The 23,793-nt window shown below is 33.5% G+C and carries 24 protein-coding genes; 20 read left to right on the top strand and 4 right to left on the bottom strand.

Annotation, left to right across the window (positions count from 1 at the left end):
• Positions 1-61: 61 nt before the first annotated feature.
• On the bottom strand, positions 62-1,135 hold the full coding sequence (gene corA, locus C4F50_RS03805; protein ID WP_193845091.1) for a magnesium/cobalt transporter CorA: 1,074 nt from the start codon (positions 1,133-1,135) through the stop codon (positions 62-64).
• A gap of 210 nt (positions 1,136-1,345) precedes the next feature.
• Here corA and C4F50_RS03800 point away from each other — a divergent pair, with 210 nt between their 5' ends.
• Entirely contained in the window at positions 1,346-1,978 is a 633-nt protein-coding gene (locus C4F50_RS03800) for a hypothetical protein (protein WP_193845090.1), read from the top strand.
• Positions 1,979-2,059: 81 nt separating this feature from the next.
• Here the strand turns inward: C4F50_RS03800 and dnaK are convergent, their stop codons facing one another.
• Positions 2,060-3,943 (bottom strand): molecular chaperone DnaK, encoded by a 1,884-nt coding sequence (dnaK, locus tag C4F50_RS03795; RefSeq protein ID WP_115886724.1) that lies wholly within the window; start codon positions 3,941-3,943, stop codon positions 2,060-2,062.
• A 410-nt stretch (positions 3,944-4,353) separates the two neighbouring features.
• Between dnaK and C4F50_RS03790 the strand changes: the two genes are divergently transcribed.
• The 15 genes from C4F50_RS03790 to C4F50_RS03720 all read left to right on the top strand — a co-directional run bounded on the left by C4F50_RS03790 (position 4,354) and on the right by C4F50_RS03720 (position 18,124).
• Positions 4,354-5,034, top strand: a complete 681-nt coding sequence (locus C4F50_RS03790; protein WP_193845089.1) for a hypothetical protein — start codon at positions 4,354-4,356, stop codon at positions 5,032-5,034.
• A gap of 462 nt (positions 5,035-5,496) precedes the next feature.
• Positions 5,497-6,255: a hypothetical protein gene (locus C4F50_RS03785; protein WP_193845088.1), complete on the top strand. Its 759-nt coding sequence runs from the start codon at positions 5,497-5,499 to the stop codon at positions 6,253-6,255.
• Between the two features lie 289 nt (positions 6,256-6,544).
• Positions 6,545-7,114, top strand: coding sequence for a hypothetical protein (locus tag C4F50_RS03780; RefSeq protein WP_193845087.1), 570 nt, complete (start codon positions 6,545-6,547; stop codon positions 7,112-7,114).
• A 31-nt stretch (positions 7,115-7,145) separates the two neighbouring features.
• Positions 7,146-7,709, top strand: a complete 564-nt coding sequence (locus tag C4F50_RS03775) for a DUF3592 domain-containing protein (RefSeq protein WP_193845086.1) — start codon at positions 7,146-7,148, stop codon at positions 7,707-7,709.
• A 68-nt stretch (positions 7,710-7,777) separates the two neighbouring features.
• On the top strand, positions 7,778-9,061 hold the full coding sequence (locus C4F50_RS03770; protein ID WP_193845085.1) for a Na+/H+ antiporter: 1,284 nt from the start codon (positions 7,778-7,780) through the stop codon (positions 9,059-9,061).
• A 36-nt stretch (positions 9,062-9,097) separates the two neighbouring features.
• The gene (locus tag C4F50_RS03765) at positions 9,098-9,565 is read left to right on the top strand and encodes a hypothetical protein (RefSeq protein WP_193845084.1); all 468 of its coding nucleotides are present in this window, start codon (positions 9,098-9,100) and stop codon (positions 9,563-9,565) included.
• Positions 9,566-9,643: 78 nt separating this feature from the next.
• On the top strand, positions 9,644-10,105 hold the full coding sequence (locus tag C4F50_RS03760; RefSeq protein WP_193845083.1) for an SRPBCC family protein: 462 nt from the start codon (positions 9,644-9,646) through the stop codon (positions 10,103-10,105).
• A 132-nt stretch (positions 10,106-10,237) separates the two neighbouring features.
• Positions 10,238-11,818, top strand: a complete 1,581-nt coding sequence (locus tag C4F50_RS03755) for a T9SS type A sorting domain-containing protein (RefSeq protein ID WP_193845082.1) — start codon at positions 10,238-10,240, stop codon at positions 11,816-11,818.
• Positions 11,819-12,050: 232 nt separating this feature from the next.
• Entirely contained in the window at positions 12,051-12,488 is a 438-nt protein-coding gene (locus C4F50_RS03750) for an acyl-CoA thioesterase (protein ID WP_073409155.1), read from the top strand.
• 113 nt (positions 12,489-12,601) lie between these two features.
• Entirely contained in the window at positions 12,602-13,438 is an 837-nt protein-coding gene (locus C4F50_RS03745) for a maleylpyruvate isomerase N-terminal domain-containing protein (protein WP_193845081.1), read from the top strand.
• A 94-nt stretch (positions 13,439-13,532) separates the two neighbouring features.
• Positions 13,533-14,522 (top strand): alpha/beta fold hydrolase, encoded by a 990-nt coding sequence (locus tag C4F50_RS03740; protein WP_193845080.1) that lies wholly within the window; start codon positions 13,533-13,535, stop codon positions 14,520-14,522.
• Positions 14,523-14,632: 110 nt separating this feature from the next.
• Positions 14,633-15,022, top strand: a complete 390-nt coding sequence (locus tag C4F50_RS03735) for a DUF1398 domain-containing protein (protein ID WP_193845079.1) — start codon at positions 14,633-14,635, stop codon at positions 15,020-15,022.
• Between the two features lie 142 nt (positions 15,023-15,164).
• Complete coding sequence (locus tag C4F50_RS03730) at positions 15,165-16,013, top strand: sulfurtransferase (protein WP_193845078.1); 849 nt, start codon at positions 15,165-15,167, stop codon at positions 16,011-16,013.
• Between the two features lie 169 nt (positions 16,014-16,182).
• The gene (locus tag C4F50_RS03725) at positions 16,183-17,424 is read left to right on the top strand and encodes an ATP-binding cassette domain-containing protein (RefSeq protein WP_193845077.1); all 1,242 of its coding nucleotides are present in this window, start codon (positions 16,183-16,185) and stop codon (positions 17,422-17,424) included.
• Between the two features lie 88 nt (positions 17,425-17,512).
• On the top strand, positions 17,513-18,124 hold the full coding sequence (locus tag C4F50_RS03720; protein WP_193845076.1) for a 3-keto-alpha-glucoside-1,2-lyase-like domain-containing protein: 612 nt from the start codon (positions 17,513-17,515) through the stop codon (positions 18,122-18,124).
• Positions 18,125-18,281: 157 nt separating this feature from the next.
• On the opposite strand, the gene C4F50_RS03715 is transcribed toward C4F50_RS03720, so the two are convergent.
• A complete protein-coding gene (locus tag C4F50_RS03715) occupies positions 18,282-19,325 on the bottom strand; it encodes an RluA family pseudouridine synthase (RefSeq protein ID WP_193845075.1) in 1,044 nt (347 codons plus the stop codon).
• Entirely contained in the window at positions 19,315-19,932 is a 618-nt protein-coding gene (locus C4F50_RS03710) for a PASTA domain-containing protein (RefSeq protein ID WP_193845074.1), read from the bottom strand. Before C4F50_RS03710 ends, C4F50_RS03715 begins: the two co-directional genes overlap by 11 nt.
• Before the next feature lie 419 nt (positions 19,933-20,351).
• Between C4F50_RS03710 and C4F50_RS03705 the strand changes: the two genes are divergently transcribed.
• The 4 genes from C4F50_RS03705 to C4F50_RS03690 all read left to right on the top strand — a co-directional run bounded on the left by C4F50_RS03705 (position 20,352) and on the right by C4F50_RS03690 (position 23,699).
• A complete protein-coding gene (locus C4F50_RS03705) occupies positions 20,352-21,323 on the top strand; it encodes a D-alanine--D-alanine ligase (protein WP_193845073.1) in 972 nt (323 codons plus the stop codon).
• Positions 21,324-21,510: 187 nt separating this feature from the next.
• Positions 21,511-22,203 carry a DUF421 domain-containing protein gene (locus tag C4F50_RS03700; protein ID WP_193845072.1) on the top strand — a complete coding sequence of 231 codons (693 nt, stop codon included), beginning with the start codon at positions 21,511-21,513 and terminating at the stop codon, positions 22,201-22,203.
• Positions 22,204-22,385: 182 nt separating this feature from the next.
• Positions 22,386-22,844, top strand: a complete 459-nt coding sequence (gene coaD, locus C4F50_RS03695; RefSeq protein WP_193845071.1) for a pantetheine-phosphate adenylyltransferase — start codon at positions 22,386-22,388, stop codon at positions 22,842-22,844.
• Between the two features lie 276 nt (positions 22,845-23,120).
• Positions 23,121-23,699: a PhnA domain-containing protein gene (locus tag C4F50_RS03690; protein ID WP_193845070.1), complete on the top strand. Its 579-nt coding sequence runs from the start codon at positions 23,121-23,123 to the stop codon at positions 23,697-23,699.
• The last annotated feature ends 94 nt before the right edge of the window (positions 23,700-23,793 follow it).

The raw sequence follows: 23,793 nt of genomic DNA, 5'->3' as shown, positions 1-23,793 counted from the left end.
TTATATTTATTCTAAATAACAAATTTATAGAAATCATTTTCTTTTTCAACAGAAACAAACGTTAAAACCAGCGTCTTTTCTTGAAATAAATAATCAATGCGATTACCAGAAAAAACATGCTGATCATTACGATATAATAACCATTTTCCATTTTCAGTTCGGGCATGTTTTCAAAATTCATTCCATACACTCCAACTATAAATGTAAGCGGAATAAATATGGCTGAAATAATCGTCAGGGTTTTCATAATCTCATTCATTTTGCGGCTTTGTTCCGAAAAATAAAAGTTAGAAGCACTTTCTAAAGAACTCATATCAGATTCTATCTGCTCTAAAAGTTCTAAACTTTTTTGATGCAGTCTGATAAAAAAATTGAATGTGTCTTTCTGAATTAAATCATTTTTATCGTCGTCATCTTTCTTGGTTTTTAGATAGTATAACGAATCTCTCAACGGCACAATAGAACGTTTTAAAAAATTCAAGTTATCACGGTGGTTTTCAATTTTTTCTAAAATGACTGGTTTAGCATCTTTTTTAGTCAAATTGATCAATTCTTCTACTTTATCCTCTTCATCTTCTAGTGTAATATAAAAGTTTTCCATAACCGCGTCTAAAAGCAGGTACAAAAGATAATCTACTTTTTTGGTTCGAACAATTCCTGCATGCGTGCGAAGACGCTCTCTGATATGCGTAAAGAAATCACTTCGCTTTTCCTGAAATGAGATCAAAATTCCATCTTTTAAGATAAAACTGATTTGTTCTACACTGATGTTGTCTGAATATTCAGAAGGCAGCAACGATTTTATATTAAAAAATAAAACATCTTTCTGTTCTTCTAATTTGGTTCTTTTAGTCGTATTTAAGATATCTGCAAGCAGAAAATCATCTAGTTTAAAATGCGTACCGATTGTTTTAATGAGATTGATATCATTTAAACCATGAACATTCAGCCAATTATTTTTAGTGTAATCAAAGCAAGAATTGAGAGCCTGAACGGTAAACTTTTCGTATTCTACAACATCAGCATCATCATATACAAAAAGCTGCATCTCTGTTTTCAGCTCTTTATGCGAGCCAGTATACTCTAATGTAATGTGTTGCAGCTTACGCCCTTTCTTGTACTTGATCTTTCTCATTCATGAAAATTTACAATAGTAATATTACGAAAAAGAATTCGAACAAGAAATGACAATTGTCAGTTTGATGAGAAAGTTATGTTTTATAATTCAAAATAATAATTACTTTTATTTAATATTAAATTTTGCAAAATTTATTATATCAGACTAAAAATGGCTCAAAAAATAACTATCTAGATTCCAGAACCTTGTCATGAAAACTGGTCTAAAATGTCTCCATCTAAAAAAGGGAGATTTTGCGCAAGCTGCCAAAAAAACGTAAATGACTTTACGAAATCATCTGACAGGGAGATTTTTTTAGCTTATAAAGAAGATGAAAATTTATGTGGAAGATTTAAAACTTCACAATTGGAAAGGGAAATAAATATTCCAAAAGAAAAAAACTCAATATGGGTAATTGCAACTGCATCTTTAATTGCATTTTTAGGTCTCGGAAATCATACTGCAATAGCACAAGGAAAACCTACAATAGTACAAACGGACCAAAAAACAACTGAAAAAAATCTTCCTGTAGATTGTGACAATGAAGAAATAGAAATTAACGGACAAATTATCATTGATGATAATAATCCAAATTTTGAAGATGTTGAAATTCTCGTTGTCAGCAAGAATAAAATAGTTCATCCTTCTACTGATGGTAAATTTTGTTTTACTGCAAATAAAAAGGATTCACTTCTATTTACTAAAACAGGTTTTGAGCCTTATAATACCTTCGCATATAAGTTATCTAAATTTGCTTCTATAGAATTATTTCAAGAAAGTAAGTGTGAGACTTATACTCTTGGCGGTGCTTATGTAATAACAAAAAGAAGCTTTTTATACCGCCTTTTTCATAAAAATTAAAAACAAAAAACCGAGTCATTTCTGACTCGGTTTTCATATTCAAATGGTAAAGACGCACTGCAGTGCGTCTTTACGAGTAAATTATTTAACTTCTTCGAATTCAACGTCTTCAACATTGTCTCCAGAAGACTGCTCTTGTTGTGGAGCAGCTTGTTGTCCTTCACCGCCTTGAGCGTACATTGCTTCTGTAGCTGTTTTCCAAGCTGCATTTACATTGTCTAATCCTTTTTGGATTGCGTCAAGATCTTGAGATTGGTGAGCCATTCTCAATTCAGTTAAAGCGTATTCGATAGCTGTTTTTTGATCGTCTGTCAATTTATCTCCTAACTCTTTCAATTGAGATTCAGTTTGGAAAATAGTACTGTCAGCTTCGTTCAATTTCTCAGCTCTTTCTTTAGCGATTCTATCTGCGTCAGCGTTAGCTTCAGCATCTTTTTTCATTTTTTCGATTTCTTCAGCTGTTAAACCAGAAGAAGCTTCGATACGGATATCGTGAGATTTTCCAGTTCCTTTATCAGTTGCAGAAACTTTGATAATACCGTTAGCATCGATATCGAAAGTTACTTCGATTTGAGGAACTCCTCTTGGTGCTGGTGGGATACCGTCTAAGTGGAAACGACCGATAGTTTTGTTATCAGCAGCCATTGCTCTTTCTCCTTGTAATACGTGGATTTCAACAGATGGTTGAGAATCAGCAGCAGTAGAGAATACTTGAGATTTTTTGGTTGGGATAGTTGTGTTAGACTCGATTAATTTAGTCAACACACCACCCATAGTTTCGATACCTAAAGAAAGAGGCGTTACGTCAAGTAACAATACATCTTTTACGTCTCCAGATAAAACTCCACCTTGAATAGCAGCTCCAATAGCAACAACCTCATCAGGGTTAACACCTTTAGATGCTTTTTTACCGAAGAATTTCTCCACTTCGTCAGCGATTCTTGGCATACGAGTAGAACCTCCTACAAGGATTACTTCGTCGATATCAGATGTAGATAAACCTGCATCTTTTAATGCTTTAGCAACTGGCTCCATAGAACGTTTTACTAAAGTATCAGATAATTGCTCAAATTTAGCTCTAGATAATTTTTTCACTAAGTGTTTTGGTCCAGAAGCAGTAGCAGTTACGTATGGTAAGTTGATTTCAGTTTCTGCAGAAGAAGATAATTCAATCTTAGCTTTCTCAGCAGCTTCTTTCAAACGCTGTAATGACATTGGGTCTAAACGTAAGTCAATACCTTCTTCAGATTTGAATTCGTCAGCTAACCAATCAATAATAACTTGGTCAAAATCATCACCACCTAAGTGAGTATCACCATTTGTAGATAATACTTCAAATACACCATCTCCTAATTCAAGAACAGAGATATCAAAAGTACCTCCACCTAAATCGTAAACAGCAATTTTTTGATCAGTTCCTTTTTTATCTAATCCGTAAGCAAGTGCAGCTGCAGTTGGCTCGTTGATGATACGCATCACTTTAAGACCAGCAATTTCACCAGCTTCTTTAGTAGCTTGACGTTGTGCATCGTTAAAGTAAGCAGGAACAGTAATAACCGCTTCAGTTACAGTTTGACCTAAATAGTCTTCAGCAGTTTTTTTCATTTTTTGAAGTGTCATAGCAGACAATTCTTGAGCAGTGTATAAACGACCATCAATATCCACACGAGGTGTATTGTTGTCACCTTTTACAACACTGTAAGGAACTCTTTTTGCCTCATCTTGAGTTTCAGCAAAAGTGTGTCCCATAAAACGTTTAATAGAAGCAATCGTTTTTGTAGGATTCGTTACTGCTTGTCTTTTTGCAGGATCCCCTACTTTAATTTCTCCACCTTCAACAAAAGCGATAATAGAAGGAGTAGTTCTTTTTCCTTCTGCATTAGGGATAACAACTGCTTCGTTACCTTCCATTACAGAAACACAAGAGTTCGTCGTACCTAAGTCAATTCCGATTATTTTACCCATTTTTTATATATTTAATTTTTGATTTAATTTTATAACTCAGGTGGCATAAGTCAATCTTTGTGCCAATATAAAAAACCAATATAATTTGTCAGTTTGCCCTTGGCATGCCAAAAAAAATCTGCCAACATGACATTTTCAACACCTGACAACTATGGCATATCAGTGCTTTAGCTGTCATTTTAGAAGCATAAACCTGCTGTCCGCTCTATCTTTTCCCTGCTAAAGAAGCAGTAAAAAGGATGCCGCTTCCATCAGGGCTAGGGCAGTCTTTTTCAAAAAAAAAAATTAAAACTACACATGCTAATTGAATAATCTGCAGTTTACCAATTTTAAACAATTTTAATCTTTCTACAGTTTTATAAGGAATTCGATTACATTTGCGGTAAAAATTGAAATTAAATCAAAATTTAATGAATAAGTTATTTACGTTGTTTCTATTTATTCTTTCACTCCAATCTTGTGAAAACAAATCTAAAAATAGTGATGATTCTTATCAAAAGAATGAAAAAGAAGAAGAATGGACTAAAGAAAAAGACAGAGAAGTTGCAGGAAGTTTATATGCAAAATTTGATAACGATAATCTAGATGATGATTTTAATATCGAAAAAAATGAAGATGAATTAGTACAAAGTTTTCTTTCGGTATTTCTGTCTTCACAAAACAAAAAAATTAAATTTAATTTAATTAATAATAGCGTTCTCTATAATAATATAGAATCCTACTACTCTACATCTTTCACAATAACAGAAAAAAAAGTATGCATTATAAGAATCGGCTATAATGACCAAGAATCTGTCCCAAATATATCGGGAGAAAAGAAAGATTTGATTGAAAAAATAAAACTACGATTTAATAATCAAAACCAGAAAATTCAAGTTATAGGATATGAATTAACCTATAATAAAAACTCCAAATTTATTAAAAAGTCTTTCAATTTTATTACAGGAAAATATATAGCCACACGAAAAAGTAATGAAAAAACTGATTCTGTAGATGGTTGGTCAGCAGAACTTCAAAACATATATGCAGAAAATTGGGATTTTCCATTTTTACGTGATAAAATCTTTTGGTATGGAGAAGCAGTAGAATAAAAGCCAGAATAGAATTGTATATAAACAAAGGTAATTCTGTTTCGATACTAAAATCAGAGGATTTCCAGCTTTAAAAAGTTTTTTTCTATTGTCCTATAACTTTAAATTGGAGAAGAAATTTATGAAAATGGAAAAAAAACTAGAAAGCAAATCATTAAAGAAAATGGATATGAAGGTTTGATCGATAACCATTGGACTTAGGGTGGAAATATTATAGAAAGCGGCTACTTAAATAAATATGGTCAAGAATTTGAAATTGTAACCGAACTAAAAAATAACAAAAGAGAAGCATGGACAAAAGATAAAACCCATCATTTGCTAAACAAAAAAGGACAAATAATAAAAACATATCGCAAATAATAAAATTCCCACCACAATTCAGTACCAAAATGAAAGAATTACAAGCCTTAAATAAAATTAATAAAGCCTTTACATACTGCAACTTAAAAGCCCTTTAGAACTATGAAAAACATATTATTGAATTTAATCATTATTTTCAGTTTTACCAACACTTATGCCGGATGGTACAAATGCTATAATTATAAAGGTACTATTGATAAGTATCCAATCTCATTTTCCATTCAAATTACCGATGGCTATTTTGGCGAAAAGCAAAAGAAAGATTTTAATATCAATGGAGTATATAAATACGACAAACACAACAACCCTATAAAGCTTGAAGGAAAAATAAATTTTAAAACCAATCGCGCCTACATTTATGAAATTCAGAATAATAAAAATGCTGCTGTCTTCGAATTTAACTTTTCAGAGAAAGAATGCAACGGAACATGGACAGACCTTAATACCAAAAAGGTATTGTCTTTAAGTTTAAACTTCACTTCCAAACTCATCGACACTGCAAAAAACAATGCATTTCATGATATCGAAATCCTACAGTTAAATTCATTAGCCGATTACTATTTTGTTGGTGTTTATTCTAAACAAAATGATCAAGATAGTGCACAAATGGATCATCTGAAAATTATCAGAAAAAACGATAATTCTATTTTTCAAATTTTAGATTTTTCAAATATAGAGACCGAAACAGGAAATGTAATAACAATCATTTATCAAAATGTCGAAACTGGAAACTCAAAATCTAAAGATTTTATTATATGGAATAATGTTGGCAGAATGGGCGGTTATCTGACTGTTAAGTATTTGCCTGTAAAAAGAAAATTTAAAGTAAATCCCAACCCAACAATTGATGGACCGCCTTAAAAAATTAAATACAATTCGTTTCTCTTTAGCTGTCAATGAAATAAAAATTGCATAATAAAATTATATGGGAAAAAGAACTACATAGGTAACTATACAAAAACGGAGCAATATTCGAAACCGAACACCAATTATGATCGAGAAAAATTACTATACGACAAATACAATCGTACTTTATAACAAATAGAGTAACAAGAAGATTAGCCATCCTGAATAATAATCTCTGCAAACAATAGTAAAAATAATTACATTCGTAAAAAATAACTACAGAGAAATTCTACAGCAACAACCAATGATAGAAAAAATAAAACAGATCTTTAACGAAAATAAAAGTGGCCGCTACTCAAAACCCGAAATAGAAGCACAACTTCCTTTCTCGATAGAATCTAAATACGAAATAGGCAGGAAAATCATTAAAGACATCATAACTTCTAAAAATAGTGCTGATATGGACTTTTGTCTGTTATTTCACTGGGTAATAGACGAAGATGACGACTGTATAGATTTGCTTCACGAAATGTTATTAGAACCCTGGCATGAAAAATATCACGCTATTATTAAAGATTTGCAATGGAGACAGCATCCATCCAGCGTTTCTTTTATCAAAATTGCAATGCAGCAGAAATTTGATTACTTAGAATCTTACAGTACTGGCACTGGACAATTTATCAATCAATGTGGACATGCATTACGCAGCATTGGAACCGAAGAAGCAATAGCTGCTATTAGAAATTTAGCCGAAAACTCAGAAGATCCAGTTGTAAAAGTAGAAATGATTTATAGACTCAGCAAAATGTTTCCTGAAGAGTACGCTCATCTTGATGAAAATGAAGAGCTTCCGAGATGGTTTGATTTCGATTAAATACAATTAAATTACAATTATCAAGATAACTATGTTAGAATTTATCGGAACCTATTTTTGGAATGCTTTTCTGATTTTAATTAGCTCCATAGCCATTTATATTTCGTATTCTGTTCATAAAGAACAGTCAAAGCTAAAGAAAAATGGACTCCTTACTGAAGCAAAAATGATCGATATTTCTATTGAAAACAGTGGCGATGACTCGCCTTCTGTAAAAGTACCTGTTTTTACATTTTCTCATAAAAATGAATATGGCACTAAAAGTTACAGAGTCAAAGGTAAAACGAATTCTTCTGCTAAAATTGGAGAAATAACGCCTGTATATTACAATCCTAAAAATCCTGGAGAAGAGTATTATTTACCCAAAAAAGACTTTTTAATGAAATATCTTATATTAATTTTCGGTCTCTTCTTTTTCACTTTAGGTATACTCAATTTATTAAAAAGCTTACATTATTCAACAAATGATTACTTTCTCTATGCCATTATCAGCTTTTTTTCGGGGTTATTTCTACTCTTTCTTATCGGAAGAATAAGTTACTTTTTAAATCTTAAATCAATAAAAAAATCGAGAGTTAGAGCCAAACTTAAATAAATTCACCCTTGCAAAAATTACAAAACTTTAATCAAGCACAAATTATTTATTTTCTAAAAGCCTGATAAATGGAAAACTACAGCATAATAATTTTTATTCTCGCGATTGTAATAGGTCTTTCGGCCTTCGCTGATAAATTAAAAATTCCCTACCCTATTCTATTGGTTATCGTTGGAGTCGAAATTGGTTTTATTCCGACCATGGCAGAAATAGAAATTAATCCGGATATTATTTTCTTACTCTTTCTGCCGCCATTATTGTACGATGCCTCTTTTAATATTTCTCCGAAAGATTTTAAAACCAATATTCATACCATAACGACATTAGCCATTTGGCTGGTTTTTCTTACCACCGTTGCCATTGCAGTAACAGCATATTATCTCATTCCAGAAATGACCTGGCCTCTAGCCTTTGTACTGGGATCAATTCTATCTGCTACAGATGCAGTAGCTGCAATCAGTATTACCAAAGGGCTTAAAATATCGCATAAAACCATTACGATACTCGAAGGCGAAAGTCTTATCAACGATGCCTCAGCATTGGTTGCCTACAGATTTGCTGTTGCTGCGGTGTTAGGCAGTGCTTTTATAATCTGGAAAGCCGCTTTAGAATTCGTTATTTTACTTGGAGGCGGATTTCTGGTTGGATTTGTAATGTCAAAAATCCTTGCTTTTATATTAACGCGAGTAAAGAAAAAACCAGAAGTCACGATTAGTTTTATGCTTTTAATGCCGTTTGTAACGTATTTAATTGCAGAACATCTGCATGTTTCTGGTGTAATTGCTGTTGTAATTTTAGGACTGGCCATTTCACGATTCAGCAAAAAGATATTCCCAGAAAGTCTAAAAAACCAATCTAAAGGTCTTTGGGATGTGATTATTTTTTTATTGAATGGATTAATCTTTATCTTAATCGGACTCAATTTCAGATACATTCTAAAAGATATAGACAATGAAATGATTCTGCCTTACATAGGTTATGCGTTTATCATTACAATTGTAGCCCTGCTTATCAGAATGGCAAGGGTCTTTATCCAAAAAATAAATCTTCAGAAAGCCTTTCTGGACAATCGAAGAAAACGAAAAGTGAGCGAACATGCTTTACTTGATTTTAACAACAGTATCATTCTAAGCTGGTCCGGAATGCGCGGTATCGTCTCGCTGGCAATCGCAATCGGACTTCCTAAATTTCTTGAAGACGGAACCCCGTTTCCGCATCGAAATGCTGTAATATTTATTTCAGTCGCAGTTGTACTCTTAACATTAATCGGCCAAGGATTAACGCTTCCTTGGATTGTTAAAAAATTGAATGCAAAAGAAGAAATCAATCAAGAACAAAAAGAGAATAATTAACTACATTCGTTATCCAATTAAAACCTAAAACAACCAATGAACCAAGAATTAGAAAGTAAATTTGATGAATTTGACAAACCAGAAATTATAAGACGAAAATTATTACCGTGGTGGATAAAAGTTTTCTGCTGGATTTTCATGATTTTAAGTGTATTTGCCGTAGGCGCTCTTATAACAAATCTTTTTGTCGAAAATGTAAATCTATCCATTTACGGATTTTATACCAACACTGCTTATTCTGGAATTGGAATTTTTATAATTGCTATAATGATTTTAAAAGGTTTTGCTGCGTATTCGCTTTGGTTTGAAAGACCAAATGCCATTATGATTGCAAAAATAGATGCTATTGTAGGTATTGCAATTTGTATTGCATCTATGTTTATACTTCCGTTTACTACAGCAAACGGACATTTTTCTTTAAGATTGGAGATTATCTTGCTTATCCCCTATTTCATGAAAATTAATAAAATTGAATATGAATGGGATAATCTTGAGACGATTTAAACAAATCAAAGAATCAGGTATCAGAAATAAGCGTAAATTTATTATTAAAGATTCGTCTAACTTAATCTGTTATTAAAAATGATTTCAAAGATTCTTTCAACAACACCAGATTCCGAAATTGTCACTTCCAGGATTTTTAAGTTTCCTCAAGAACTTGTTTTCAAAGCATGGAGCCAGCCAGAACATTTAAAAAATTGGTGGGGGCCAAAAGGCTTTACCAATACTTTTCATCAGTTTGATTTTCGCGAAGGCGGCAAATGGACTTTCACGATGCACGGTCCCGATAAAGGAAACTACGAAAATGATGTCGAATTTATTAAAATTGACGAACCCAGTCTTATCGCGTGGAAACGGCATTCTAAACCTTTATTTCAAATTCTGACCACTTTTGAAGCCATTTCCGAAAACGAAACCAAAGTTGTTTTTAAAATGCTTTTTGAAACTGTTGAAGAATGCCAGAAATTAAAACCCTACGTTGTCGATAAAAACGAAGAGAACTTTGATAAATTGGAAGTGGAACTGGCAAAAATGCAACTTTAATTCACAATAATCTTTGATGTTTAATTCTATTTTTAAATACAAATTATTAATTTTAATTTAAAAAAAAGAAAGTATTTTCATATAAATAAGTTATTTTTACAAAACAAATAGTACTAATTTAACAAATAACTTATGAAAAAAACTACTTTACAGATTCTTTTAATCTTTTTTATTTTCACAAATTTTGTTAACGCGCAAATAACCGCAGGGATGTTTGATGTGCGTGTTAACAATTCATCCATTGAAAATTGTAGTACAATTGCTCTAGGAAACAACAGTTCTGTTAATGTTACTTTTACCCTTAGAGTTACCAAACCATCACCATCAACAGACGTTGGACCTGCAGCGCAATTTAAAATTTTCTTAAAAAAAAATAGCACCGACCCTGCTGTTCAAATCAATGGAATAATTGTTAATAATTCATTTTTTGGAGGAACATCAACATGGGAAGGAACATTTAGTACAACAATTGCAGCATCTAGTATTGATGTTACTGGAAGTAATTTTTATGGAGAATATAGTCATTCTTCTACCAACTCTCCTGCTAAAACCTGCATATATAAATTAACAAAAAATCCATCTCCTACATTCGAAATCAGTCCTAAATCACAGCCTATATATTGCGAACAACGCACCTACAACTTCTCTGTTACAAATGTTTACGGATCTCCAGGAACTTTATCTTATAAATGGTATCTTGGATATGGATGGAGCATTAACGGTTCTTCAGTTCCAGGAAACACTGTAGTAACTACAACTACAAACAGTATAGCTTTAAGCCCTACAGATTTTACAGTTATCCCATCAGAAGTAACAGTAGTTCCTGTATTAAATGGAGTAGATCAACCTTCAAAAACTTGTACAGTTGCAAGAAGCGGTTTTAGTCCAACACTTTTGTCAATTGACGGGGGTCCTGCAATTTGTTATCAAACAGCATCATCGATATACACAATCCCAAATTTACACAATAACCTGACTGTAACTTGGAGTTCCTCAAACAATGCAATTGCAACTGTAACAAATTCTGGAAATCAAGCTGTAATAGTTCCTGTTTCAAAAGGAACTTTTACTCTAACAGCTTTATTAAGAAACCCATGCGGACAAACATTTGCTCTAACAAAAAATGTAGCAATTGTGGGTTCTCCAGTAGCAAACTTTACAGCAGAAAGAGTAGAAAGATATGTCTTTAATTATCGCGGTCAGGATATGTATAATGACTTTTCAACCTACACTTGGCAACTTGTGGCCAGTTCAGGTTATGTAGATTTTTTTAGTGCAAGCGGCGGCCTTGGAATTTTAACAGCTTACCCTCCTTTTTCAGCAACATTTAAACTAACTGCAACAAATTCTTGCGGAAGTGACGAGATCTATTTTACTCAAGCACTAAATAATGAAGATGAAGAAATAAGTAGAGTTGCTGGACCTCTGCAACAAAACATTAATGAAAATGAAATAGAAAATCCAAAATTTGATATATATCCTAATCCTTCAAATAGCATTGTACATATAAAATTGAAGGACACTAATTCAAAAACAAAATTAAACTCTCAAATTTACGCTAGATTATATGACCTAAATGGTACACAAAAACGAGAAATTAAGATTGATAATCAAGATAACTCTTTAAATGTTGAAGGATTAAAAAAAGGAGTATACATTTTAAAAATAAACAATAATGGTAAAGAGGAAAGTAATAAAATTTTAATAAACTAGAATCTTTATAATCAAAAAATATCTTTTTATAATTCTCATAAATGAGGACATTTAGAAACAGTTGCAAATTCTTGCAACTGTTTTTTTTTAAATCTTGTTTTACTATCTAAAATTTAGAAATAATTTAAAATTTACCTACAGAATTATAGTCAAATATGACTTTGAATATTCTACCAAACTGTTTCCTTTTTTATTCGTAATTTCGAATCCTAATTAAATTTACAATTACAAAATGGCATCATTTATAAAAGAAATTTCTTTTCGCTGGTCAGATCTTGACCCTAATTTTCACGTTCGTCACAGTGCTTATTATGATTTTGGTGCACAGCATCGTATCGAAATCCTAGAAGAACTGGGATTGACTCTAAAAGTAATGCAGACACAGGGTTTTGGTCCGGTTTTATTTAGAGAAGAATGTGTTTTTAGAAAAGAATTAAAACTTTCAGACAAAATATTCATTCATACTAAAACTTCAAAAATGAAAGCTGATGCTTCGCGCTGGTCAATCATTCACGAATTTAGAAGAGAAGACGACACCCTTTGCGCAACCATTACCGTAGATGGCGCATGGATGGATACTAAATTAAGAAAACTAGCCTCTCCGACTCCAGAAATTGCAATTCAAGCTTTGAGCATTTTCCCAAAAAGCGATGATTTTGTTGGACTGTAAAAGAACATAAAAATAGTATCACTTATAAAATCCAAAAAGTAGCATTGATTGTTTTTTGGATTTTTTTATTAAAGAAAGACTATAGATCAAAATATTTAATAAAGACAAGAAACATGAAAACAGCTGCAGTAATCCAGACGATACATCTTTTTCCCATTTTAGATAAATTGCTGATAGAACTTTTAAAATCTTTAACTGAGGAAGAGTGGCACGCAGCGACTGTGGCAAAAAAATGGTCTGTTAAAGATATCGCATCTCATTTATTAGACGGAAATTTACGCGGATTATCTATTTCAAGAGATCGTTATTTTGGAGAAAAACCACAAAACATCAATTCTTACAATGATCTGGTTGATTTTTTAAATCAGTTGAATATGAGTTGGACAAATGCAGCAAAAAGACTTAGTCCAAACCTGTTGATTAACCTGCTTGAAACAACCGGAAAAGAATATTATGAACACTTGCAAACTTTAAATCCTAAAGAAAATGCTGTTTTTTCAGTTGCCTGGGCAGGAGAAGAAACTTCATTAAACTGGTTTCACATTGCAAGAGAATATACCGAGAAATTCCTCCATCAGCAGCAAATACGAGATGCTGTAAACAAACAGACTCTTTTTACCCGTGAATTATTCGGTCCTTTTATAGAAACTTTTATTCAGGCTTTACCCTATACTTACAGAAATACAGAAGCACCCGAAAACACTGTTGTAACTTTGATTGTAACTAGTGATATTGGTGGCAGCTGGAGCATTATAAGAGAACAAAACAATTGGAAATTCACAGATTCATTTCAACAAGAACCCGATTCCATTTTAAAAATAGCTCCCCAAGATGCATGGCTTTTATTCTCAAAAGGAATGGCACCTTCTGACGCTTTAGAAAAAGCAGAAATAATAGGAAATAAAGAAATTGGAAAAGTCGCTTTAGAAATTATTGCTGTGATGGCTTAAACCTGTCATCTAATTTTCTGATAATTTTAAGATTTAAAGCTTTGTTTTAAAAATGCTTCGGTTTAACTTTATAAGTCATAAAAAACACTAAGAAATGAAAATTATCAGACTATTATTCCTTTTACTTCCAATAATAAGTATTGCGCAGGAAACGAAAATAAAATCTCTCGATATCAATTTAACGAATTATGAATATCCATTCCCTGTTCAATTCATAGAATTGAGCAATCAGCGTCAGGAGCTTAAAATGGCGTATATGGATATCAAACCGAATAATTATAATAATAAAAACATTGTTCTTCTTCACGGAAAAAATTTTAACGGTGCTTATTGGGAAACCACTATAAAAGCGCTGACCAAAGAAGGTTTTCGTGTAATTGTTCCCGATCAGATTGGCTTTGGAAAATCTACCAAACCAGATAATTTTCAATACACTTTTCAGCAGTTAGCAGCAAATACCAAAAGACTTTTAGATCATTTAGGAATCGAGAAAACAACCGTTTTAGGACATTCTATGGGCGGCATGCTTGCAACGCGTTTTGCATTGCTGTATCCAGAAACGACAGAAAAACTGGTTCTAGAAAACCCAATTGGTTTGGAAGACTGGAAGTTGGTAGTTCCATATAAGCCTGTAGATTGGTGGTACGAATCGGAGTTGAAACAAAATTATGAAGCCATAAAAAAATATCAAATGGCGAATTATTACGATGGAAAATGGAACGCCGATTACCAAAAATGGGCAGAACTTGGCGCCGGCTGGACAACAGCTCCAAATTACGATCGCGTGGCTTGGAACTCGGCTCTTTTGTACGATATGATTTTTACACAACCCGTTTTGTATGAATTTAAAAATATCAAAAGTCCTACCCTTTTATTAATCGGAACCAGAGATAAAACTGCTTTAGGCAAACCACTAGTTAGTGCAGAAGTTCAGAAAACAATGGGAAATTATGCCGAATTAGGAAAAAAAACACAAAAAGCGATTCCGAATTCTAAGTTGGTCGAAATTCCAAATACGGGACATTTACCGCATATCGAATCTTTTGATCAATTTATAAAACCATTAATCGTATTTTTGAAATAATATTTCTTATCGAATCAAATTCACTAATTATTTATCCACACTATTACTAAAGAAATTCGTGAATTTGCGAAAAAAAAATCTAAAATCTACAATCTAAAATTTTAAATTATATGTTTACAATCGAACAAATCAAAGAAGCACATTCTAAAGTAAAAACCGGAGCAGATTTTCCAAATTATATACAAGATTTAATCATTTTAGGCGTAAAAGGATACGACACGTATGTGCACGACGGAAGCGTTGTCTATTATGGATTAAACAATTATACAGCCGAAGCCGAGGAAAAATATCCCGAAATAAAAGTAGCTGATTTTCCTAACAAGGAACTTTTTATCGAATTTCTGGTAAAACACCAGCACGGCGAAACAGATTATATGACCTTCTGCAATCACTGCGCGCAATGCGGTATCGCAAAGTGGCGTGTTGATATTATCGAAATGACCTGCACCTATTTTGATAAAGCAGAGAATGAAATTTTAATAGAAAAAATACCAAGCTGATTTCCTTAAATGAATTTATAAAAAAGTAACTCCGAATACTATTAAATCATAAAAAAGAGTTCCCGTTTTGTTTTAGTTTTCTATTATTTATATGGAATCATATTTAAAATAGAATCTTCTACATTAAAATAATACACAACGAATGTCAACAAAATTTTCACCCATAATTACTGCTGCAGAATTACTCAATAACGCTTCGCAAATTATCTTAATTGATGCCAGAGCGGGTGCAAATGCTTTTGAGAATTATCAAAAAGAACATTTAAAAGGCGCTCGTTTTGTAGATTTGAATCGCGATTTGGCTGCCATTCCCGAAAATCCAGCAAATGGCGGAAGACATCCTTTGCCAGCTCCAGAGCAGTTTGCCAAAACACTTTCTTCACTGGGGATTTCTACAGAAGATTCTATCGTGGTTTATGATGACAAAAACGGTTCAAACTTTGCTGCAAGATTCTGGTGGATGCTGCGTGCTGTGGGGCACGAAAAAATTCAGGTTCTCAATGGCGGTTATCAGGCTGCTGTTCAATTAAATTTCCCTGTAACTACAGGAAATGAAACTTTTGAAAAAACAGAATATCCAACTCAAAACTGGCAATTACCATTGGCAGGTATTGATGAAGTCGAAACAGCTCGTAAAAGTGACCAAAATATTGTGATCGACGTTCGGGATCAAAATAGATTTAAGGGACTCACAGAACCTTTAGATTTAATTGCCGGGCATATTCCAGGAGCGATAAATGTTCCTTTAACAGAAAATCTCGATCAAAACGGATTTTTTAAACCTTCTGAAGTTTTAGCTGAAAAATACCATTCGATAATTGGAGATAAAAAAGCAGAAAATATAATCGTACACTGCGGTTCTGGCGTTACAGCCTGCCATACACTTCTAGCAATGGATTACGCCGGACTTCCGATTCCAAAATTATACCCAGGTTCATGGAGCGAATGGTCAAGAAATGACCGCGAAATGGCGACACAAAACGTAAGATAACCTTATAATAATTATGGGTTATAATACAAAAGAAAAATTAACACACCAAGACAACTATCGGTATCAATTTAAAATAAGTGAAATGCCTAATTTAAAGCAGCAAAAAGCCCATGTCCCGATGTCTTAAAAATAATCTACAACTTACCATAAATACTATAAAAATACAATAATGCAGCATTGGGATATACTCTTATCAAATCAAGTAAATAAAAAAGCTTTCATTGATATTCTACTAAACGGAGAAGCCAAAGGCGAATTGGCAGTTTTTAATGAGCAGAAAGGAATTCTTTTCTCTGATATCGCGATTGAGAAATTTATAGAAAAAGAGTTTCAGTACGACAGCGTAGAAGCTTCTCCAGACACACACAGACAATTAAGAACTTTTTCGTCTGGCGAAAGAAAAAAAGAGTTTTTAAAATACTGCATCAATCAGAAACCAGATTTTATCATATTCGACAATCCTTTTGATCATTTAGACCAAGCATCAAGAGTTATTTTAGCCGAATCTCTAAAAGATTTAACCGAAGATATTGCGATTATTCAATTGGTTAATCGAATAACAGACGTCTTGAGTTTTGTTCCGAACAAAGCGCAGATCAAAGACAATACATTTGAACTGCATCCAATTTCAAAAACCGAAAGCCATTTTAAAACTTTAAATACAGCATCAATTCCCAAAGCTCCAGAACCACATTCCTTTCACGAAAGTGAATTAATTAAATTAGAAAATGTTTCTGTAAGTTATGAAGAGCGCAAAATACTTGATAAAATATCCTGGACTATCAAACAAGGCGAATTCTGGCAGTTAATCGGTCCGAATGGATCTGGGAAAAGCACTATTTTATCCCTAATAACAGGTGATAACCCGAAAGGTTTCGGACAAAATTTATTTTTGTTTGGAAGAAAAAAAGGAACCGGTGAAAGTGTCTGGGACATCAAAAAACAAATCGGAATCTTCGCCACTTCTATGACCGATCTATTTCAAAAAAGCCATACACTAGAACAAATGATCTTGTCGGGTTTCTTTGATTCAATCGGATTGTATACGGAGCCTACAACACATCAAAAACAAGTGGTAACGCAATGGCTGGAAGTAATTGAGATGAGTCATTTGCGCAAAAAACGCTTTATAGATCTTTCTATCGGCCAGCAGAGAGTTGCTTTAATTGTACGCGCCGTTTTAAAACATCCGCCGTTATTAATCTTAGACGAACCTGTAGAAGGCCTAGACGACGAAAATGTAGATTTGGTAATTCAGCTTATCAATACAATCAAGCAAGAAACCAACGTAAGTATTATTTACGTTTCGCACCGAATTGAAGAAGGCCTTGCTCCTACTTCTGTTTTTGAACTTTTAACAGCAGAGACTGGCTCAATTGGCAAAATCAAATACCATTCTGAATTGAATTAGAAAATATTCACCATTAAGAATTAAAAAAATAAGCCTCAAATCCCTGTCAGCAGAAAACAGCATCATTTAACAGCACCATTGAATTAAAATGAAAATAAATTATATTCTCGGACTTTTGATTGGATTAACATTCCTATCATGTTCTCCAACTATTACTACATCTAAAAAGCAATATCAAATTACAGAAAAATCAAAATTAAAAACCGCATGGAAATTTAACACCAAAGAATGGACATTAGAAAACCAAACTTTTAACGGAAATGGCTCACCAGAACATTGGGCCGCTATAACTTCAAAAAAAGATTTACCTGAAAACTATGAGATCACATTTGAAATCAATTTAATAAGCGGCAATTTATTTGAAGTTATGCTGAATTTTGAAAATCAAAATTACATTAGAACTTACTTGTACAATATCGACCAAAACATTGTAATTGGTAAAGGAAATTATGATAAAAACAGCGACGAATATGGCAAACGAGGCGGTCCTACTATTTTAAAAAAGCCTTTTGATTTCTCTTCGAATGTCTGGCACCGTGTAAAAATTAAAATGCAGAACAAGCAATTACAGTTTATTGTAGACGACAGCACAAGTTTAGATTGTTCTCTGGAAAAATACAGTCTCAGCCAAAAAGGAAAAATCGGATTTTTAACTAACGGAAAAGTACAATTCAAGAATTTAATTATAAAAACACTATAAAGTTTTTTATTTAACCATTAAGAGATTAAGAAAATTAAGCTCAAACTAACTTAATCTCTTAATGGTAAAAAAGCAAATTAAGCATAAAACTTAATGCCTCAAAATCTTTTAATGGTTAGAAAAAATTATCTAATTTTCTAATTGACAAATTATCTAATTACTCTTCCTCATCCGTGTTATGCGATTTCACATAATTACGCCATTTCTCGATACATTCCTTAAAATCATCTGGTAATTCTGTATTAAAACGCATTAATTCTCCCGTATTTGGATGAACAAATCCAAGCGTTTTTGCATGCAGCGCCTGACGAGGCAGCGCTTTAAAACAATTCTCGATAAACTGTTTGTATTTTGTAAAAGTCGTTCCTTTTAAAATCAAATGACCGCCATAACGTTCATCATTAAACAACGGATGTCCGATATGTTTCATATGCGCACGAATCTGGTGCGTCCTACCCGTTTCTAGTTTACAAGAAATTAAAGTAACATAACCAAAACGCTCCAAAACCTTATAATGCGTAATAGCAGGTTTACCAATTTCCGGATCAGCAAAAACCGCCATCTGCATACGATCTTTTAAATGTCTTGCCAGATTTCCTTCAATTGTACCGCTTTCTTCTGTCACATTTCCCCAAACAAGGGCAATATATTCGCGCTCTGTAGTTTTAGCTTCAAATTGTTTAGCCAGATGCGTCATTGCCGCTTCAGTTTTAGCCACAACCAGAAGTCCAGAAGTATCTTTATCAATTCGGTGTACCAAACCAGGACGTTCGCTGCTGTTCATTGGCAGATTATCAAAATGATGTGCCAAAGCATTTACCAAAGTTCCGGTGTAATTTCCGTGACCTGGATGCACTACCATACCCGGCTCTTTGTTAATCAATAAAAGAGCATCATCTTCATAAACAATATTCAACGGAATATCTTCAGGAAGAATATGATTTTCATATGGAGGATGCGATAACATAACCGTGATCACATCAAAAGGTTTAACCTTGTAATTTGATTTTACCGGAATCTCATTTACAAAAATGTTTCCGTCATTTGCCGCGTTCTGAATTTTATTTCTCGTGGCATTCTGAATCAAATTCATTAAATATTTGTCAATACGCAAAAACGCTTGACCTTTAGGGACTTCAAATCTAAAATGCTCGAATAACTCGTCTTCCAGATCTAAATTTTCTTCAATATTATTGTTCATCTTGTGGGGTTTCTACAGGCACTGCAGTACTGTCTGCCTGACTATCATCTACATAACTTGCTTTTCCGTCTCCTAAAACTAGATCAATTTTAGATGCTTTTAGCACTCGGTCTCCTACTTTCAAGTTTCTGCCTTTCAAACGCATTTCTAGAACCATATCTTTTCCAAGATTCGGAATATAAGTAATCGTTCCCGGCTCAAGTCCTAAAGCTTTTAAAGTAGGAACCGCTTCACGATACGTTTTCTCGATCAAATCAGGAATTTTTACAGACGAAAAACCAGAAGCATTAATTTTAATGTAAATTTTTCTACCCACTTTTACCTTAGTTCCAGGAAGCGGATCTTGCTCAACCACACTAAATTTAGGAAATTCACTTCTATAATCTACACTATCCAAAAGCACATAATCTAAATCCAGATCATCCAGTTTTGCTTCTACCTGTTCTTCAGTTAATTTAGACAAATTCGGAACTTCAATTTCATGTCCGTGATCAGTTGTAAAAGTCAACCAATGCATAAATAAATAACCAATAACAGCTATAATAGCTGCCGAAGCAAGCAACTGTAAGAAAAAAACTCGGCTTGTTAAATACTGACGTAAACTCATAAATTTATTTTTAGTAGCGACAAAGATAAAGTATTTCGTTTCAAAAAAAATGATAATTTTGTTTTAAACATGAATGCTTTCCAATTGTCATCCTGAGCAAAGTTTACACAAGGTTTGAAATTGGAAATTGGAATTCATTATTTCAATTTTCAGGAGCTAATTCCTGCTGTCCGCTGTATCTTTTGCTTTTTAAAGAAAAAAGCAAAAGGATGCCGCTCCCATCAGGGCTAGGCCGCTTGGTTTTATAAGAACGTTCTTTAATAAAAAATAGTACAATTTGTCTACATGATTTAAGTCAAAGCAGCAACGTAATATTTATCATTTCGACGAAAGAGAAATCCTTTTAATCTGTGCAATCAGCGGCAAAAAAACTTGAAACCTGAAACAAACAAAATAATAAAAAAACTAAACATATAAAAATGAAAAACATTGCCATCATCATGGGCGGTTATTCCAGCGAGTACAAAATCTCATTAATCAGCGGAAACGTCGTTTACCAATATCTGGACAAAACAAAATTTAACGGATTTAGAATTCATATTTTTAAAGAAAAATGGGTTTATGTAGACGAAAATGATGCCGAATTCCCAATCGACAGAAATGATTTTTCAGTTACTGTAAACGGACAAAAAATTACTTTTGACTGCGTTTTCAATGCCATTCACGGAACTCCGGGAGAAGACGGCTTAATGCAGGCTTATTTTGAATTAATCGGATTACCGCAATCTTCCTGCGATTATTACCAATCGGCTCTTACATTCAACAAAAGAGATTTATTGTCGGTTTTAAAACCATACGGAATCAAAACGGCTATTTCTTATTATTTGAATAAAGGTGATGTTATCAATACCGAAGAAATCGTTAAAAAAGTGGGACTGCCATGTTTTGTAAAACCAAACAAAGCAGGTTCTAGTTTCGGAATTTCAAAAGTAAAAACCGAAGCCGAACTTCCAATCGCAATTGAAGTAGCTTACAAAGAAGACAACGAAATCATTATTGAAAGTTTCTTAGACGGAACGGAAGTTTCTGTCGGCGTAATTAATTACAAAGGCGATATTATCGTGCTTCCAATAACAGAGATAGTTTCAGACAATGATTTCTTTGATTATGAAGCCAAATACGAAGGAAAATCACAAGAAATTACACCTGCCAGAATATCAGACGAACTGACTCAAAAAGTAGGAGAAACGGCAAAACGTGCTTACGAGGTTTTAAAAATGAAAGGTTTCTCGAGAAGCGAATTTATTATCGTAGACAACGAACCATACATGCTCGAAATGAACACCATTCCGGGATTAACCACAGAAAGTTTGATTCCGCAGCAAGCAAAAGCAGCCGGAATTTCGCTTGAAGATTTATTTACAAATGCAATTGAGCTGGCTTTACAATAGCCGTTAACATACTAAGGTGCTAAGATCCTAAGATTTTAGCACCTTTTTTCAATTTGCATTAGAATCCCTCCGCTAAAAAAGTTTTCATAATTAACAGATAATATTCCTTTCCAACATAGGAATTAAGATAGATTTCGAACAGCAAAACTTAGTACCTTAGTTACTTAGAACCCTAGCAACTTAAAAAATGAAACAAATATTCGAGTGGGAAAGACTTCTATTTAACAATCTGCCTGAGAGCTTTGTTCTTGAAGTAATATTTCGTTCAACCGTCATGTTTATCATATTACTGTTGACATTAAAACTGGCAGGAAAACGCGGAGTAAAACAATTATCAATTTTCGAAACCGTAATCATCATCGCATTAGGCTCTGCAGCCGGCGATCCAATGTTTTATGAAGATGTCGGAATTGTTCCGGCAGCAATCGTTTTTACGGTAATCATTATTTTATACCGATCGGTAACCTGGCTGACAGGAAAAAGCAAAAGATTTGAAGAATTTATCGAAGGTAAAACGGAATGCTTAATCAACGATGGAAAATTTTCGGTTTCGACTTTCAAAAAAGAGAGTTTGGCACAAGATGAATTTTTTGCAGAATTAAGAATAAGATCTATTGAGCATTTAGGTCAGGTTAAACATGCTTTTATAGAAACCAGCGGTGAAATCAGTGTCTATTTTTATGAAGACGAAAAAGTAGGATACGGCCTCCCTATCCTGCCTTCTTTATTCTATGCCAAAAATAAATTCATTCCAAAAGACGGGATTTATTCCTGCACTTTCTGCGGCCATACCCAAGAACAAAAAGCGGGAACAGCAACGTGCAAAGTCTGTAGAAAAGAAGAATGGGTAGAATCTATTAATACGAAGAGAATTACTTAGATTTGAAATTATAAATTATGAGTTATAAATTATGAATTCGACAGCGATAGAAAACTCATAATTCAAAAACTTTGCGCCTTTGTGCCTTTGTGGCTCTGAACATTTAAAAAAAACTTATAACCCAAAAAAAGCCTTTGCGCCTTTGCGCCTTTGCAGCTTTGAACCCAAAAAAAAACAAAAAAATGCGAAAAGCCATATTTCCAGGATCATTTGATCCAATTACATTAGGACACGAAGATATTATCAAAAGAGGAATTCCTTTATTTGATGAAATTATAATTGCAATTGGTGTTAATGCCGAGAAAAAATACATGTTTTCGCTAGAAGAAAGAAAACGTTTTATCGAAGAAACCTTCAAAGACGAACCAAAAGTTTCTGTAATCACTTATGAAGGACTGACAATTGATTTAGCAAAAAGACTAAAAGCTAATTTCATTTTAAGAGGTTTAAGAAATCCTGCCGATTTTGAGTTCGAAAAAGCGATTGCACACACTAACAGAAAACTTTCTAAAATAGAAACTGTATTCTTATTGACTGCAGCAAGTACCTCATTTATTAGTTCAAGCATTGTACGCGATGTATTGCGCCATGGAGGCGAATACGAAATGCTGGTTCCGGACGCGGTACGAGTAAAAAAGTGAGAAATTGAGTTTTAGAGATCTTGTGAAAACAATAATTTCTAATCTAGCCCCGATAGAAGCGGTATCTCCAGATTGACAAAACGAGGCTTTCAGCCGTAGTTTTGGTAATCTGGAATACAAGCGGATAGCGGGACAAAAGGTCTTGAAAAACGGAGATATGTGCTTCAAAAAACAGTACAAAATTCTATTGTTTTAAAGAGTTTACAATCTTTACCATAAACTTGCCCGCGAAATAAATTATAAGTAATTTCGCATTTTCAAAATAACCCATAAATAATGAGCATCGAAAGAGAATTAAGCAAACGAAGCGAATCTAAATGTGAGCTTTGCGGCGCTGAAGAAAATTTAAAAGTTTATCAAGTCCTGCCTACAAAAAAAGGCGGTATTGATGAAGCTATATTAGCCTGTAATACGTGTATTGACCAAATTGAGAATCCAGAAAAAGTAGATTTAAATCACTGGAGATGTCTTAACGATAGCATGTGGAACGAAAATGTTCCTGTGCAGGTTGTTGCATGGAGAATGTTAAGTCGTATGCGTGCTGCTGGCTGGCCGCAAGAATTGCTGGATATGATGTATTTGGACGAAGATACTTTGGCGTGGGCACAAGCAACCGGAGAAGGTGATGATGATGAAAATAAGTTGGTTCACAGAGACAGTAACGGCGTTGTTTTACAACACGGTGATTCTGTTGTTTTAATCAAAGATTTGAAAGTAAAAGGATCTAGTATGGTAGCAAAACAAGGAACTGCTGTTAGAAACATCCGTTTAGATCATGAGAACGCCGAATATATTGAAGGAAAAGTAGACGGACAACAGATTGTGATTATTACGCAGTATGTGAAGAAGATATAAGGTTCTGAGCTGCTAAGGTTCTAAGTTTTTTACTTTGAATTCTAAATAGTTTAACCGCAAAGAGCACAAAGATTTAAGCTAAGTCCACAAAGTT

It is taken from the genome of Flavobacterium hungaricum (genome assembly GCF_015182285.1).
In the GTDB taxonomy this organism is placed as follows: domain Bacteria; phylum Bacteroidota; class Bacteroidia; order Flavobacteriales; family Flavobacteriaceae; genus Flavobacterium; species Flavobacterium hungaricum.
This window is presented reverse-complemented; position numbering and strand designations above follow the sequence as displayed.